This is a genomic window from Actinomyces sp. HMT897, assembly GCF_016626125.1.
GTDB lineage: Bacteria > Actinomycetota > Actinomycetes > Actinomycetales > Actinomycetaceae > Actinomyces.
In genome coordinates this window covers 707,836-721,899 of sequence record NZ_CP067336.1, presented here as the reverse complement: position 1 = coordinate 721,899, position 14,064 = coordinate 707,836, and the positions used below count along the sequence as shown (strand labels likewise).

10 protein-coding genes are annotated in these 14,064 nt (G+C 73.9%); 4 read left to right on the top strand and 6 right to left on the bottom strand.

All coding sequences use genetic code 11. From position 1 onward, the window contains the following. The first annotated feature begins 23 nt into the window (after positions 1 to 23). A complete protein-coding gene (locus JJJ15_RS02920) occupies positions 24 to 581 on the top strand; it encodes a Fis family transcriptional regulator (RefSeq protein ID WP_106109399.1) in 558 nt (185 codons plus the stop codon). 169 nt (positions 582 to 750) lie between these two features. Here the strand turns inward: JJJ15_RS02920 and JJJ15_RS02915 are convergent, their stop codons facing one another. Then, a complete protein-coding gene (locus tag JJJ15_RS02915) occupies positions 751 to 972 on the bottom strand; it encodes a helix-turn-helix domain-containing protein (protein ID WP_106109398.1) in 222 nt (73 codons plus the stop codon). Between the two features lie 110 nt (positions 973 to 1,082). Between JJJ15_RS02915 and JJJ15_RS02910 the strand changes: the two genes are divergently transcribed. From JJJ15_RS02910 to JJJ15_RS02900, 3 genes are all read left to right on the top strand, one after another. Continuing rightward, positions 1,083 to 1,790, top strand: coding sequence for a hypothetical protein (locus tag JJJ15_RS02910; RefSeq protein WP_246742123.1), 708 nt, complete (start codon positions 1,083 to 1,085; stop codon positions 1,788 to 1,790). Then, the gene (locus JJJ15_RS13370) at positions 1,787 to 3,892 is read left to right on the top strand and encodes a hypothetical protein (protein ID WP_200511397.1); all 2,106 of its coding nucleotides are present in this window, start codon (positions 1,787 to 1,789) and stop codon (positions 3,890 to 3,892) included. The genes JJJ15_RS02910 and JJJ15_RS13370 overlap by 4 nt, the downstream gene beginning before the upstream one ends. A gap of 91 nt (positions 3,893 to 3,983) precedes the next feature. Continuing rightward, positions 3,984 to 4,460 carry a hypothetical protein gene (locus tag JJJ15_RS02900; RefSeq protein ID WP_200511396.1) on the top strand — a complete coding sequence of 159 codons (477 nt, stop codon included), beginning with the start codon at positions 3,984 to 3,986 and terminating at the stop codon, positions 4,458 to 4,460. 31 nt (positions 4,461 to 4,491) lie between these two features. Here JJJ15_RS02900 and JJJ15_RS02895 read toward each other — a convergent pair whose 3' ends face one another. The 5 genes from JJJ15_RS02895 to sbcD all read right to left on the bottom strand — a co-directional run bounded on the left by JJJ15_RS02895 (position 4,492) and on the right by sbcD (position 13,979). Beyond that, the gene (locus JJJ15_RS02895) at positions 4,492 to 5,880 is read right to left on the bottom strand and encodes a lipopolysaccharide biosynthesis protein (RefSeq protein WP_246742122.1); all 1,389 of its coding nucleotides are present in this window, start codon (positions 5,878 to 5,880) and stop codon (positions 4,492 to 4,494) included. 256 nt (positions 5,881 to 6,136) lie between these two features. Next, entirely contained in the window at positions 6,137 to 7,129 is a 993-nt protein-coding gene (locus JJJ15_RS02890; RefSeq protein WP_200511395.1) for a DMT family transporter, read from the bottom strand. Next, a complete protein-coding gene (locus JJJ15_RS02885) occupies positions 7,126 to 8,976 on the bottom strand; it encodes a phosphotransferase (RefSeq protein ID WP_200511394.1) in 1,851 nt (616 codons plus the stop codon). The genes JJJ15_RS02890 and JJJ15_RS02885 overlap by 4 nt, the downstream gene beginning before the upstream one ends. A 147-nt stretch (positions 8,977 to 9,123) precedes the next feature. After that, positions 9,124 to 12,552 (bottom strand): AAA family ATPase, encoded by a 3,429-nt coding sequence (locus JJJ15_RS13365; protein ID WP_200511393.1) that lies wholly within the window; start codon positions 12,550 to 12,552, stop codon positions 9,124 to 9,126. Beyond that, complete coding sequence (gene sbcD / locus JJJ15_RS02875) at positions 12,549 to 13,979, bottom strand: exonuclease subunit SbcD (protein ID WP_200511392.1); 1,431 nt, start codon at positions 13,977 to 13,979, stop codon at positions 12,549 to 12,551. The genes JJJ15_RS13365 and sbcD overlap by 4 nt, the downstream gene beginning before the upstream one ends. Positions 13,980 to 14,064: the final 85 nt, after the last annotated feature.

The following is a 14,064-nucleotide window of genomic DNA, read 5'->3' as shown; positions in this document are numbered from 1 at the left end:
CGAACTGTGCTGAGGTTAGGCCTGTGGACTGGGATGTCATGCTCGCGGACCTGGAGAACCGTTTTGAGGCCGAGCAGCGCACGCAGGTCGTGGCCCAGAGCCTGGACCTGGCGGAGGCGGAGGCCTCTGCCGTGCGCCTGGTGGACCGGCTGCGGGCCGCTACCGGGCAGTGCCTCAGCCTGCGGACCCGCTCGGGGGCGCAGCTGGAGGGGGTGCTGCGCCGGTGCGAGAGCGCCTACCTGCTCCTGGAGGAGGAGGTGGGCCTCCAGGCCCTCGTCCCCGTGGCGGCCCTGGCGGTCGTCTCCCCGCTAGGCAGGCCGGCCCCGGGGGTGCAGGGGCGTCGGGCCGTGAGCCTGCCCATGGCCCTGCGGGAGATGGTCAGGCGCGGCACCCGGGTGCGGGTGGTCCTCCTGGGCGGGGAGGTCGTGGGCCGCCTGGCCTGGGTCGGGGCGGACCACCTCGACGTCATCGTCGACGGCGTGGGCGGGCGCGGGGCGTGGGCCCCCGGCTCCTCGGCCCCGGGGGTGCGGCGGCGTGTGAGTGTGCTCCTGGAGAGCATCGAGGTCATGCGCAGCCGGTAGCACCGATAACTCTGTCTTATTAATCACAGGTGCAAAAGCGTTCGCTCATAGATGAAAATCCTGGTCCGGACAGACAGAGTCGGCCTCCTGTCTGGCACAGTGGTGTGCCAGACAGGAGGCTGTGGATCAGGACACGTCACGGGCCCGGCGGGCCCGCGACCAGGACGGGTCAGGCCTCGTCCGGCAGGCCACCTGCGGTGACCTTGGTACGAGTACTGGCCAGCTGCCGCTCAATGTACTCATCCAGGGCGGTGTCCTCGATGCGCCACAGGTGGCGGGCTCCGACCTGGATCGCGGGGAGGTCCCCGGAGTGGATGAGCGCGCGTACGGCCTGCGTCGAGAGCTGGAGGCTCTCGGCGACGTCGGCGATTGTCAGAAAGTTCCGTGCCATGAACCAATATTCCCATAGTTCTAGCCCTACGCGCCACCTCTGACGTAATCTGTGGATACCCAAACCCCGGCAACGGACGTTGAGGTCCGTGCAGTGGCTCAGGAGAGAACGTGACCACCAGCCTTGCGGGATCCCGCACCCCCGTCCCATCCACCCCGACCGTCCGCTGGCGCCGTGCGACGTGGCGCGACCCCCGCCTGGCCGGCGGCCTGGCCCTCGTGGGCTGCGCCGTCGCGCCGGGGGCCTGGGCGGTGGACGCCGCCTCCGACACCCAGCAGATCTACGTCCTGGCCCGCGACGTCGCCCCGGGAACCGACCTGACCGCCGAGGGCGTCCTGACCCTGGTCGCCTCCCACCCGGGCAGCGGCTCCTACGTCAAGGAGGGCGACCTGCCCCAGGAGGCCGTCGCCACCCGCTCCATGGTAGCCGGGGAGCTCCTGCCCACCGCGGGGGTGGGCAGGGCCTCCGACGTCTCCCTGCGGTCGGTGGTGCTGACCGTGGCGGGCGGCCTGCCCGCCACGACCGGTACCGGTGACACGGTGGAGCTGTGGCGCCTGCCCACCGTGCAGGAGAACAGCCGGGTCCCCTCCGCCCAGGGGGCCTCGGCCGACCAGGCCCAGGGGTCCACCCCGGTCAAGGCGCAGTCCGTCGCCTCCGGGCTCGTCGTCGTCACCGTCAAGGAGTCCGGCTCCAGCCTCATTGGCGCGGCCACCACCACCGTGGAGGTCCTGGTGCCCCCCGAGTCCCTGGAGCAGGTCCTCACCGCGGTCGGCAGCGGCGCCCCGCTCGTCCTGGTCCCCACGGGGCAGGGCACGTGAGCGCCGCGGTGGACCAGGGGGTCCTGCTCGCGCTCAGCGGCGAGGACGCCCCGCTGGTGCGCTCCCTGGACGCCACGGGCAGCGGCCTGCGGGTCGTGCGCCGGTGCGCGGACCTGCCCGAGCTCCTCAGCGCTGGCCTGGCTGGCCTGGCCTGCCTGGCCGTCGTGGACGCCGCCTTCGCCGACGTGGACCGCACCGTCCTGGACCGCCTGGGGCGTGCCGGGATGCGCGGCGTCCTCCTGGTGTCCGATCCCGACAGCGCGCCCGTGCTCGACGACGGCTGGGTCGCCATGTGGCGGGGTGCGGATCCCCAGCAGATCCGCTCCCGGCTCCAGGGCCTGGTGCGTCAGGACGGCGCCCTCGCGCCCCCGGCGTCCGCACGCCCCGAGGACGTGGTGACCACTCCGACGGGGACGGCCTCGCCTCCGGCCCCCACCGACCCCTGGGTGGAGCAGTGGGAGGAGACCTGGCGCACCTCCGTTGGTGACGACGACGACATCGGCGGCCTCCCCTGGGGCGGCAGCCTCCCGGGAGGTCCCGCACCCGGTCGGCTCCCTGCCGGTAGCGCCGACGGCCGGCCCGGTCAGGGCGGTCGCCTGGTGGTGGTGTGGGGGCCGCACGGCGCGCCGGGCCGGACCACGGTGGCGGCCTCGCTGGCGCACGGCCTGGCCCGCGGCGGCCAGGCGCTGCTGGTGGACGCCGACCTGGAGGCCCCGAGCCTGGTACAGGTCCTGGGCATGCCGGAGGACTCCTCGGCGCTGGCCACCGCCGCCCGGCTGGCCACCCACGCGCGCCTGGACGCGGAGGCCTTCGAGCGGATCCTGGCCCCTGCCGGGCCAGGGACACGTCTCCTGTCGGGCCTGGGACGCGGCGGACGCTGGCGTGAGCTCCCTCCCGCCTCCATGGCCGAGGTCTGGCGCCGGTGCCGGCAGACCGCCCCCTGGACGGTCGTGGACGTGGCCGGGGGCCAGGCCGTGGACGATGTCGACGACTTCACCCTGGAGCCCGGGCGCACGGCCATGGTCGCCGCGCTGCTCAAGGAGGCCGACGTCGTGGTGGTGGTGGGGGCCGGTGACCCGGTGGGGGTCCGCCGCCTCATTGCGCACCTGGCGGACGCCGAGACCGGGACGTGGAGGGGACGGGTCGAGGTCGTCGTCAACCGGGTGCGCGCCTCCGTGGCGGGCCCCTCGCCCGAGCGGGCCGTCCGCGAGGCCCTGGGCCGTTTTGGGGGCGTGGTCAGCCCCGTCCTCCTGCCTGACGACCAGGCCAGCGCCGACCGCTGCCTGCTGGAGGGCTCCAGCGTCCTGGAGGGCGCCCCCGGCAGCGCGCTCGGCGCGGCGCTGGCGGCGCTCGTGGACCGGGTGGATCCCGGGGCGCGGTGCGTTGACCCCCTGTCACGCTCACGTCGGGGTCTGTGGCGACGCCGGGGCGGCGGGAGGAAGACGGAGCCTGCCCGCACCCGGGACGGTCGGGGTGGCCGGGGTGCCCAAGGCGGCCGGGACCCCCGGGACGCCCAGGCCGGTCGGAACCCCCAGGTCGGTCAGGACGCCCAAGGCGGCCGGGACGGCCGGGACCAGAGGGCGGTGCCGCTCCCGCCTCGTGGACCGCAGCAGACTCCGGCCCAAGGGGCGCAGACTCCGGCTCAGAGCGCGCAGCAGGGACTGCCCCAGGGGGTGCAGCAGGTTCTGGCCCGTGGGCCTCAGCAGGCTCCGGCCCAGGGTGCGCAGGGCCCGGGAGCCTCCGCCCTCCCGCCGGAGCTCCAGGACACGGTGGTACGCAGGCCAGCCCGCAGGACGCCCGGGGCCCCGGCCCAGCCGGCCGCGGCCCAGCAGGCCCAGCTCCCCGCCCAGGTGCCCGGCCCTACCCAGGTGCCCGGCCCCGTCCGCAGCCCGCTCCCGCCAGCACCTGCGCCGCCAGGTGGGCCGGCGCCCCAGGTGCCGGGCTGGGTCCCGGCCCCGCCCGGGTGGACCGCCCAGGAGCCGCCCCCACCGCCCCCGCCGACCGAGGCGGCCCCGGCCCCCGAGGACCCCGGCTCCTCCCGACGGTCAGCCCGTCACCGCGCCTCCCGGGCCGGTAAGAGGGACCGCCGTCGCCGTCACTAGGAACCGGCTGCCTGCCGTCTACAGGCGCTGGCGGGCCCCGCCCCGGGCGTCGTGGCAGGAGGCCACGAGGGGCGCCTGGCAGACTGGGATCATGCGTGTCTACCTGCCTGCTACCGCCGCCGACCTGACGGCACCGGCTCTCTCACCGCGGACGGCCCACGCCGCCACCGCCGCCCTGGCCGCCGCCCTGCCCGAGGAGGACCAGGAGGGCCTGGAGGTCTCCGCCAGCCTGTGCGCGGCCGACTCCTCCCTCGTGCGCCTGTCCCGCCCGGAGGCCGACGGCCTGGCGGACCGGCGCGTGGTCATCGCCGCCGACGTCGTCCCTGAGCACGTCAGGGAACTGGCCCCTGACGAGGACGTGCTCCCCGGCACCGTCCAGGTGACCGCGCCGGTGCCCTGGGACGACGTCGCCTCCCTCCTGGTGGACGAGGCCGCCGCCGAGGCGGACGTACGGGCGGCCCGGGGAGGGGACGAGGCCGCCTTCGAGCGTGCCGCCGAGGCGGACCTGCTCTGGTACGACGTCTGCGAGCGGGAGCACCTGGCGGCTGGCCTCACCCGGCGCCCGTAGCCGCGGCGTCCTCAGGGCACGCCCCGGGCCCTCACGCCTCTCCCACTCCGGCCGCGCCGCCCGTCCTGGTCATGCTGCCCGTGCCGCCCGCACTGCCTGCACCGCCCGCGCTACCCGCGCCAGCCTGGACGCCCGCCTCAGCCGCACCACCCGCACCACCCGACCCCGCCGCCTCAGCCGCACCGTCCGCCCCGGCCGCCCTGGCCTGGCAGTAGTACAGGACCGCAGCGAAGCTCAGGGTCAGGACGCCCATGGCGCCGCTGTAGGCCAGGGCCGCCCCGAGCAGGGCGTGGGCGGGCACCAGGGTCAGGCACAGCGCGGTCATGACCAGGGCGGCCAGGGCGTACCCCAGGAATATGGTCCTCTGCAGGCGCATGGTGGCCAGGGCGTAGTAGAGGACCACGCTGGCGGCGTTCATGGCCCCGCCGCCCACGAGCACCATGAGCTCGACGGAGAAGGCGGACACGTCCTTGCCGAACACGAGGGCGAGCAGCGGGGGCCCGGCCACGTAGGTAATGAGCGCCACGACCCCGAAGGCCGCCAGGGCGCTGGCCAGGCCGCGCCTGACGAGCCGGGTGAACGCCGGGCGCGCGCCCCTGGCCCACAGCGCCGCCATGGGCGTGAGCAGGGGGCGGAAGATGACCAGGGACATGAGGTTAATGGTGACGGCGGGCATGAACAGGATCGCGAAGTAGCCCTGCTGGGTGGGGTCCAGGTAGCGGTCGATGGCGAACCTGGGGGCGTTGGACAGGTACATGGATATAAAGGACGCCCCGAACAGCGGCAGGCAGGCCAGGAGCACCTGGACCACGGGCCCGGGCTCCCAGGCGGGCCGGAGCGGGAACAGCCCGCGGGACGGCGGTAGGTAGACCAGGACAGTGGTGAGCACGGACAGGACCAGGGTCGTCACGGTGGAGGTGAGCAGGCTGCCGGTCAGGGCCAGGGTGAGGGAGAAGACCACCGTGGTGGACAGCGCGCGCCAGAAGCAGGCCCGGCCCCCCAGGTCCAGGCGCCCGACCCGCTGGAGCTCGCACACGTAGACGTCCTCAAAGGCGTCGAACACACGCAGGGAGGCCACGAGCGTCACCAGGATGCAGTGGTGGACGTCGCTGCTGGAGAGGACGGCGTAGGTGGTGATACCCACCAGCATGAGGGCCACGGTGACAATGCGGGTGGCCAGGTAGGTGCCGAAGGTGAACCGGTGGGTGACGTCGGTGACGTGGTAGGCCCTGACCTCGTACATGCCCAGGGTCTGGAACTGCTGGCCCACGGCAATGGCCAGGGAGTAGACGCCGGCCGCCCGGATCCCCGCCGTGCGGGTGACCACCAGGAGCATGACCACGGTCGCCAGGGCGGTCATGAACGACGAGGCGGTGTTCCACAGGTAGTCGCGGCTGGTCTGGGAGCGTGCTTGGTGCATCTGCCCGCACTCCTTAACGACGGTGGTCTGGGGCCGGTGCCCCGGGGGGCTGGGGTACCCGGCGTGCGCGTTCACCCGTCGGCGTCCTGGGGCCGGTGCCCCCAGGGCCGGGAAGGACGGTTCCCGGTACTGCGTAGGGGTACGGTCGCGGGCCGGTGCCCCCGGAGGCCGGGAAGGACGGGGACAGGGAGCCGGGGACGGGGCCGGCCGGGCCCGGCAGGGTGCCGGGGCCCGGCCGGTAGGGACGGGGCGGGGTCTACCCGACCGGGGCCGTCTGCCGGCGGAAGCGCAGCTCCCTCCAGTCCGGGGTGGCCGCCAGGACGGTGGACACGAGGATCACCACGCAGCAGCCGACCTGCCGGAGGGTGTCGGAGGTGAGGAGCGAGGCCGGCTCTGTCGCCGTGGGGTCCAGCAGGGTGGGGGCGAGGGCCGTCAGGACCAGGGTGAAGACCACCGTCCACGCCGAGTAGGAGATGTTCAGGGCCATGCCCCGGGAGGCGCCGATGGTGTCAATGGCCTTGTAGTAGAACAGGTACGAGGCCGTACCCGCGACGGCGGCCAGGGCGAGCACCCCGGTGCCCAGCGACGTCGAGGCGTGGAAGGTGAAGTCCAGGACCCCGGCGAGGGGCGCGACGACCAGGAGGTAGACCAGTCCGGAGGTCGTCTCGCGGATCTGCAGGGCGGTCTCGTTGTCGACGTCGTTCTTCATGCCCCACGCCAGGATGACCGCCTCCGAGCCCCACCCCAGGACGCACGCCAGGGCCCCCAGGACGCCGACGAGGGACGAGCCGCTCGTGGCGTCGTCGGTGGTGGAGGAGTAGCCGATGTAGACAATGGCCGCCAGGGCGATGACGAGCGCGACGACCTGGTGCAGGTGCATCCGCTCCTTGAGGAAGACAAAGGCCAGGAAGGTGCCCACCGCCGGGTAGAAGGTGGAGATAATGGCCGTGTAGCCCGGGCCGATGTTGTTGATCGCGACCAGGTAGCCGCTCATGCCAATGGGCCCGCCCAGCAGCGCGCCCAGGACCACGGCCAGCCCGGAGCGGGTGCGCGCCGCCCTCCAGGTGTCGCCCAGGCGGCCGCGCACGCCCATGTAGACCAGCAGGATGAGGGCGCAGGACACGTCGTGCAGGACCGCGCTGGCCAGGGAGGCCTCGTCGGCGCCCAGGAAGGGCACCAGGGCCGTGGCGACGGCGAGCACGACGGTGTCCAGGCCCCACAGGGCACCGCTGAGGATCCCGTACCTCATGAGTTGCTCCTCACATTGGTGCGCCCGGTGCGCGCGGCCGGCGCGTGCTCCAGGGGCGTGTCGGACTCGTAGGACTCCAGGAGGGCGTCCACGTAGTAGGCGGCGTGGCGGTAGTAGATGAACAGCCACTCCCCGATGTCGTCGCCCTCGGCCTCCTTCAGCAGCGCCCACACGTACCAGCACCAGCCGGCGAACACCACGTAGGACCAGAAGTGGCGCCGCTCCTGGGGGGTGGGGGTACGGCCGAAGTAGTAGCTCAGGGCGTCCTCGGCGCGCTCCCCGGAGATCTGGGTGCACACGACCATGGTCCCGAAGTCGCTGGCGACGTCGGACATGCCCGAGTACTCCCAGTCAATGAGGTCGATGTGCCCGTCGGTGCCCACCAGGAAGTTGAGGGGGAAGAAGTCGTTGTGGCTGGGTGCCACGGGGAACCCGTCGGCGGTGGCGTGGTCCTTCAGGCGCAGGACCTTGGAGCGCAGCGTGCTGTAGCCGGGGACGTCAATGGGTCCGTGCCCCTCCAGGAGCCGCTCGTACTTCAGGCCCTCGGTAATGAAGTCGAAGGTCCTCGACAGCCGTGCGTCGCTGTCGTGCAGCTCGCGGTCCATGGTCATGGCCCGACGGAGCTCGTCGTCACTGGTCATGTCGAGGTTGCGTGCGTCGGTGATGAAGCGGGAGATCTTCCAGCCCTTGGTGGGGTCGCCCGCCAGGAAGGTGTGGTCCAGGCCCAGCTTGGCGGCCAGGCGCAGGGCCTCCAGCTCGGCGCCCCGGTTGACGATCTTGTCCGTCCCGATACCCGGGTGGCGGTAGACGTACTCCTGGTCGCCCACGGAGAAGTGGCACGACAGGTTGGTAATGCCCTGCTTGAGCGGGTAGAAGTCGTGGATCTCCGTCTTGGGGCACCCCAGGACGGAGGAGATGTTGTCGAACACCTCCGAGTCCACGTTCTCCAGGAACATGGGGTCGAAGTCACGGATCTCGTTGACCGAGTCGAACTCGTTGATGACGCCCTCGGGGTAGCGGCGGATCACCATGTCGAGCTCCTTGACGTGCTCGATGTAGATCGACTCCCACAGCTTGGGCGCGGTCTCGGGGAGCGTGTAGACCTCCTCCAGGATGCGGCGGAAGGTGGTGGAGAAGGCGCGGTCGAAGTAGACGTGGCCCAGCATGGTCCAGGCGTCCGCCCCGCCCACGGTGGCCCCGGTGATCCGGCCGTTCGCGCCGGTGACCAGGCACCACTCGGAGGTGGGGCCCGCCACGTACTGGGCCGAGTAGTAGGCCTGGTACACGTGGGACTCAAAGGGGTTGGTGGTGAAGTAGTCATCCGAGGAGCACACGTAGGTGTTGCCCAGCTCCTTGCGTACCACCCACAGGGAGCCGTTGTTGTTCCGGGTGACGTAGTCGTCGTTGACGACGATCCGCACCCCGAGCCGCTCGGCCAGGGAGAAGAAGTACTCCTTCTTGTAGCCCACCACGAGGATAATGTCGTTGATCCCGGCCTCGCGCAGCTGCTTGATCTGCCGCTCGACCAGTATCTCCCCGCGTACGCGCAGGGTGCCCTTGGGGCGCTCGTAGGAGATGGGGGCGAAGCGGCTGGAGAGCCCGGCGGCCATGATCACCGCGTTGTCCACCCGGTAGGGCTCCAGCGCGGCCCGGCCGGCCTGGGTGAGGACGCGGTCGGCGACCAGGCCCAGGGCCTCGCACTCGCGGACCACGGTGTTGACGCTGCCCAGGGACATGCCGGTGGCGGCGTGGATCTGGCGCTGGGTCAGGGGGGAGCTGGCTCGTAGCAGACAGTAGAGGACGTCGAACTGGGGCTGGGAGAGTGCCTCAGGCACTGGCACCACCATCCGTTCAGTAAGGGAGTGGTTTCTTGCGCGTTCGAGGATAGCGAGCAAGACAGGAAAAGTGAACTCCTGGTGGTGTCTCCTCCGTCTCACCGAGGTCACGGCGCGCAGGGAGGTGGGTGGGACGCCGCCGCCTGCGTGCCGGCCCGGTCAGGGGACGTCGTAGGTGGCAGTGGTCCGGACGGTGGAGCCGATCTTCCCCCGACGCACCTCGATCCGGTCGGGGATCTGGCGGCGCAGCTCGGCCACGTGGGAGACGATGCCCACGGTGCGGCCCCCCTCCTGGAGGCGTCCGAGCTCGGCGAGCACGTCCTGGAGGGTCTGCGGGTCCAGGGTGCCGAACCCCTCGTCAATAAACAGGGTGTCCAGGCTCACGCCCCCGGACTCCGCCGAGACGACGTCGGCCAGGGCCAGGGCCAGGGCGAGCGAGACGTAGAAGGTCTCCCCGCCCGAGAGCGTCCGGGGATCCCGGCTGCGCCCGACCCCGAGGTTGTCGGTGACGGCCAGGCCCAGGCCCTGGCGGCGCCCGCGCTGCCCCGCCTCCTGGTCGACCCGGACCAGCTCGTAGCGTCCCGAGGACATCTGCGCCAGGCGCTCGTTGGCGAACACCAGGACCTCGTCGAACCGGGCCTGGAGCACCCAGGTGGCCAGGGGGGTGCCCGCCGGGTTGTCGCCCCGGGCCAGGGCGGTCACCTCCAGCAGGGCCGCGCTGGAGCCGACGGCGTCCTGGTAGGCGCTGGCGGCCTGCTCCACCTCGGTGCAGGCCCGGTCCAGCTGGGCGTGCGAGGCCTCGGTGCGCGCCCGGGCCTCACCGGCCCGCTCCGCGGCGGCCCGCGCCTTGTCCAGGGCCAGGGCCGCGGGCCCCAGGTGGTCCTGTCCGTCCAGGTCCTCCAGCTCCGGGGCCTCCAGCCCCGCCCGGACGCGCCTCCGGGCGGCGTCGGCCTGCCTGACGGCCTCCTCCAGGGCCTGTCGGGCGTCATGGTCCAACCGTGCCGCCTCAGCCTGCCCGACGTCGGTGAAGCCCTCCCGCCCCAGGGCCTCGGCCAGCTCGGCACGGGCGCTGCCAGCCTGCTCCAGGGCCGAGCCAGCCTCGGCCACCTCCCTGCTGGCCGCCTCCGCCTCCAGCGCCCCGGCCAGCAGCGCGGCGCCCCTGGCGGCCACGCTCGGCCAGCTCCCGCGCCCCTGCTCACAGCGTACGACGTCCCGCTCCAGGGCCTCCCGGTCCGCCTCCAGGCGGGAGAGGGCCGCCTGGCGGTCCAGGCGGGCGGCGTCCACGGCCTGGTGCTCCTGGGCGGTGGCGGCGTCGAGGGCCTTGAGCCGGGCCGCCAGGTCCTCCGCCTCCTGGGCCGCCTGACGGGCGGCGTCCACGGCGGCGTCGGCCTCCTGCCGGGCCCTGGCGGCCTGCGCGACGTCCATGCCGTCGGCGTCGTGGCGCGCCCGGGCCAGGCGCTCGGTGACGGACTCAAGCTGCCCGCGGGCCGCGGTGAGCGCCCTGTCGGCCTGGCCCTGGAGGACCTCGGCCTGCTCCACCTGCGCCCGGCTGGCGCCCGGGGCGTCCCCGGAGGCGGGGAGGGGGTGCTCCCGCGAGCCGCACACCGGGCAGGGCTCGCCGCTCCTCAGCTCACCGGCCAGGGCCCCGGCGGTGGAGGAGATCCACCTCAGGCGGGTGTCCAGGACGTCCTGGGCCGCCTCCTGGGCCGCCTGCGCGGCCCGGGCGCACTCCTGGCGGCAGCGCTCCTGCTGGTGCGTCAGCTCCTGGACGCTGAGCGCCGCCCGATGCCGCTCGTGGGCCCGGGTGCGGCGGTCCTCCAGGCCCTCACGCTGACCGCCCAGGCGGGCCTCCTCCAGACGCCGGGACAGGTCGGCCCGCTGGGCGGTGCGCTGGTCGAGGTCCGTCAGACGTCGCGATATCAGCCTCTCGGCGTCCGACAGCTCCTGGCCGCGCCGGTCCAGCGCCCGGGAGCGCTCCGGCAGGGCCGCCTCCAGCTCCATGAGGCCCTCCAGCTGGCCGTGCTCACGGCGGCAGCGGTGCGCCAGGGCGTCGAGCTGCGCGGTACCGGGTGTGCTGGGCGTGCTGGCTGGTGCGGTACCGGGCGTGCTGGGCGTGCCAGCCGGTGCGGTACCGGGCGTGCTGGGCGGTGCGGTACCGGGCGTGCCAGCCGGTGCGGTACCGAGTGTGCTGGGCGTGCCAGCTGGCGCGGCCTGCTGGGGCCCCGGGCCCGGGGGACGGTCGGGCAGGAGGGCCGCGGCGTGGTCGCCCGCGCCCGCCAGGTCCTCCAGCACCCGCCGGGCCCGGTCGTGCACGGGGGCGACCAGGGCGCTCACGGCCTGACGGATACTGTCCTCCGGCCCGTCGGGTGCCTCCTCGGGCCGCCTGGGCCCGGCTCCCTTAGATCCGTCTGGTTCGGTCCTCTCGGGCCTGACGGGCTCGGTCCCCTCGGGTCCGTCTGGCCCGGCTCCCTCGGGCCGTCCGGCGGCTATACCGGCCAGCGCCGCCACGGCCTGCTCGGCCCGGGCCCGGGCGGCGCGCTCGGCCCGCACCAGGGGCCTGACGCGCTCGGCCCGCTCCGCGGCCCGCAGTCGCTCGGCGTCCCGGGCGTCCTGGTCGGCCTGCTCCTCCAGGCACCGCCACTCCTCCACCAGGGCCCGACGCCGCTCCAGACGGTCGTGGACCTCGCGCGCCCGCTCGTGGTCCTCCCGGGCCCGCTCCAGGGCGTCGGCGGCCTGGAGCGCCAGGGCCTGGCAGCACCTCAGGGCCTGCCCGGACTCCTCGCGGGCCCGGGCGGTGGCGCGGCCGAGCGCCTCCAGGTCGGGGACGGGGTGCTCCAGGGCGGCCATGAGCTCGGTGTCCAGGCGCCGGGGCCCCTGGCCGCCCTGGCCCTCCGCCTCCCGGTCGGCCAGGCGAGGGTGCCTGACCAGGACGCCCACCTGGGCGCGCAGATCCGTCGCGGCCTGGTCCACCTGCCTGTTCCTGGCACGGGAGGCCTGGATGAGGCAGTCCTGGATGGCGTCGTATATCCCGGTGCCGAACACGTCCCTGAGCAGGCCCTGGCGCTGGGAGGACTCGGCCCGCAGGAAGCGGGCGAACTTCCCCTGCGGCAGGACCACCGTCTGGGTGAACTGCTCCCGGCTCAGGCCCACCACGCGGGCGATCTGCGCGTCGGCCTCCCCCACCCGGGTCACCGGCTCGTCCAGCGGCTCCCCGCCCACCCGGGCCAGGTGCCACAGCCTGACCGTGGCGTTCTGGGTGGTGGTGCCCTGGCCGCGCCGCTTGGCCCGCTCGTAGGCGGGGGTGCGGCGCACCCGGTACACCCCCGCGCTGGTGGAGAACACCAGCTCGACGGCAGTGGGATCCTGCGGCCCGGCCAGGGTGGAGCGGATGCGCTCCCGGGAGGAGTCCGCCGGGTCCGCCACCTCCCCGTACAGGGCGAAGACGATGGCGTCGATAATCGTGGTCTTGCCCGACCCGGTGGGCCCGGTGAGCAGGAACCGGCCCGAGGCGCCCACGGCGTCGAAGTCAATGCGCTCCTTGCCGGCATAGGGGCCGACGCCGGTCATGGTCAGGTGGTGGATCCTCATCTCTCGCTCCGCTGTGCCGCCAGGGCGGACTCGTAGGCCTGACGCAGGACGGCGCGCTCGGCGTCACCGGGCGGGTGGGCCCCGACGTCGTCCAGGAAGTCCTCGGCGATCCGCAGCGGGTCCGCCGCCGCGGTGACCGCCACCTGGCGTCCGGGCCGGCAGGGTGCCTGGTGGTGGAAGGCCAGCAGCCCCGGGAAGCGGTCCTTGAGGACGGCCAGCACCCCCGGCGGACGCCGACCGTGCAGGACGACGCGCACCCAGGCGTCCCGGGCGTCGTCGAAGGCGCCGGAGAGCAGCTCGGTCATGGTGCCCTCCACGGTACGCACCCGGTGGCGGGCTGGCACCGCTATGCGCTCCAACGACGTGACCCCGTCCGCGGACAGGTCCAGCAGGACCGAGGACTTGGGGCGGGCGTCCTCGGCCTCGTCAAAGGAGAAGGGCAGCGGGGAGCCGCAGTAGACCAGACGCGGCCCGCCCCCTGGGGCACCCGGGGTGCCGCCACCCGGGGCACCCGGTGCGCCGGTACCGGTGCACTGGTCCTGCTCTCCGCGCTTCCCTCCGCGGTGGGGGCCCACCTCCTGGGGGCGGTGGAGGTGGCCCAGGGCCACGTAGTCCAGGCCGCCGCACTGGGACGCCAGCGGTGAGCCGCCCATGGTGGTGAAGATCTCTGAGGGGACGCAGTCCACGCCGCCCACGCGGATGTCGCGCTCGGACTCGCTCGCCCTGCCGCCCACCACGAAGGCGTGCGCCATGAGCAGGCTGGGCAGGCGCCGGCTGCGCCCGCGGCGCACCCGCCGCAGGTCGGCTGCCACCAGGCGCAGGGCGGCCGAGACGACCGCCTCGTGGGAGCGGGGCAGCAGGGGTGCGCGCGGTGCGGCCTCGGCCCCTCCGCCCGCCCGACTCCCACCGGTGGCGGCCGGGTGGCCCTGCTCCCCGGGCGCGTCCTGGTCGGCGCCCCGGCCGGCGGGCACCACCTCGCCCAGGCGCTCTTGGAGCAGCGGCGGCAGGATCTCCCGGGCGGCGTCGGGGTCCAGGTAGGGCAGGGCGTGCACGACGGCGGCCTCACGCCCCTGGGAGTCGGGCAGGATAATGCCCCGGTCCAGCCCAGCGGTGCGGGCGCGGATGACCAGGCCCTCGCGCATGAGGTCCGCCGCGAACCCCAGACGGCGGGCGGAGTCGTGGTTGCCGGGGGTCAGGACCACCCGGGTGCGCTCGCTCAGGCGCCGTAGCGTCTCGTCCAGCAGGGCCACGGCGTCGTTGGGCGGGATCGCCCGGTCGTAGACGTCCCCGCACACCAGGACCGCGTCCACCGACTCCGTGCGCACCAGGTCCACCAGGTGGTCGGCGAAGGCCGCGTGGTCCTCGCCCAGGAGGCGCCCGTGGAAGGTACGTCCCAGGTGCCAGTCGGAGGTGTGCAGGATCCTCATGGTCCCAACCCTTTCACGGCGCCCCGGCGGTGCCCCGACACAGGCCCGAGCCGGCGTCGGGGCGCTTGCCGGTGCCGGGGCGCCC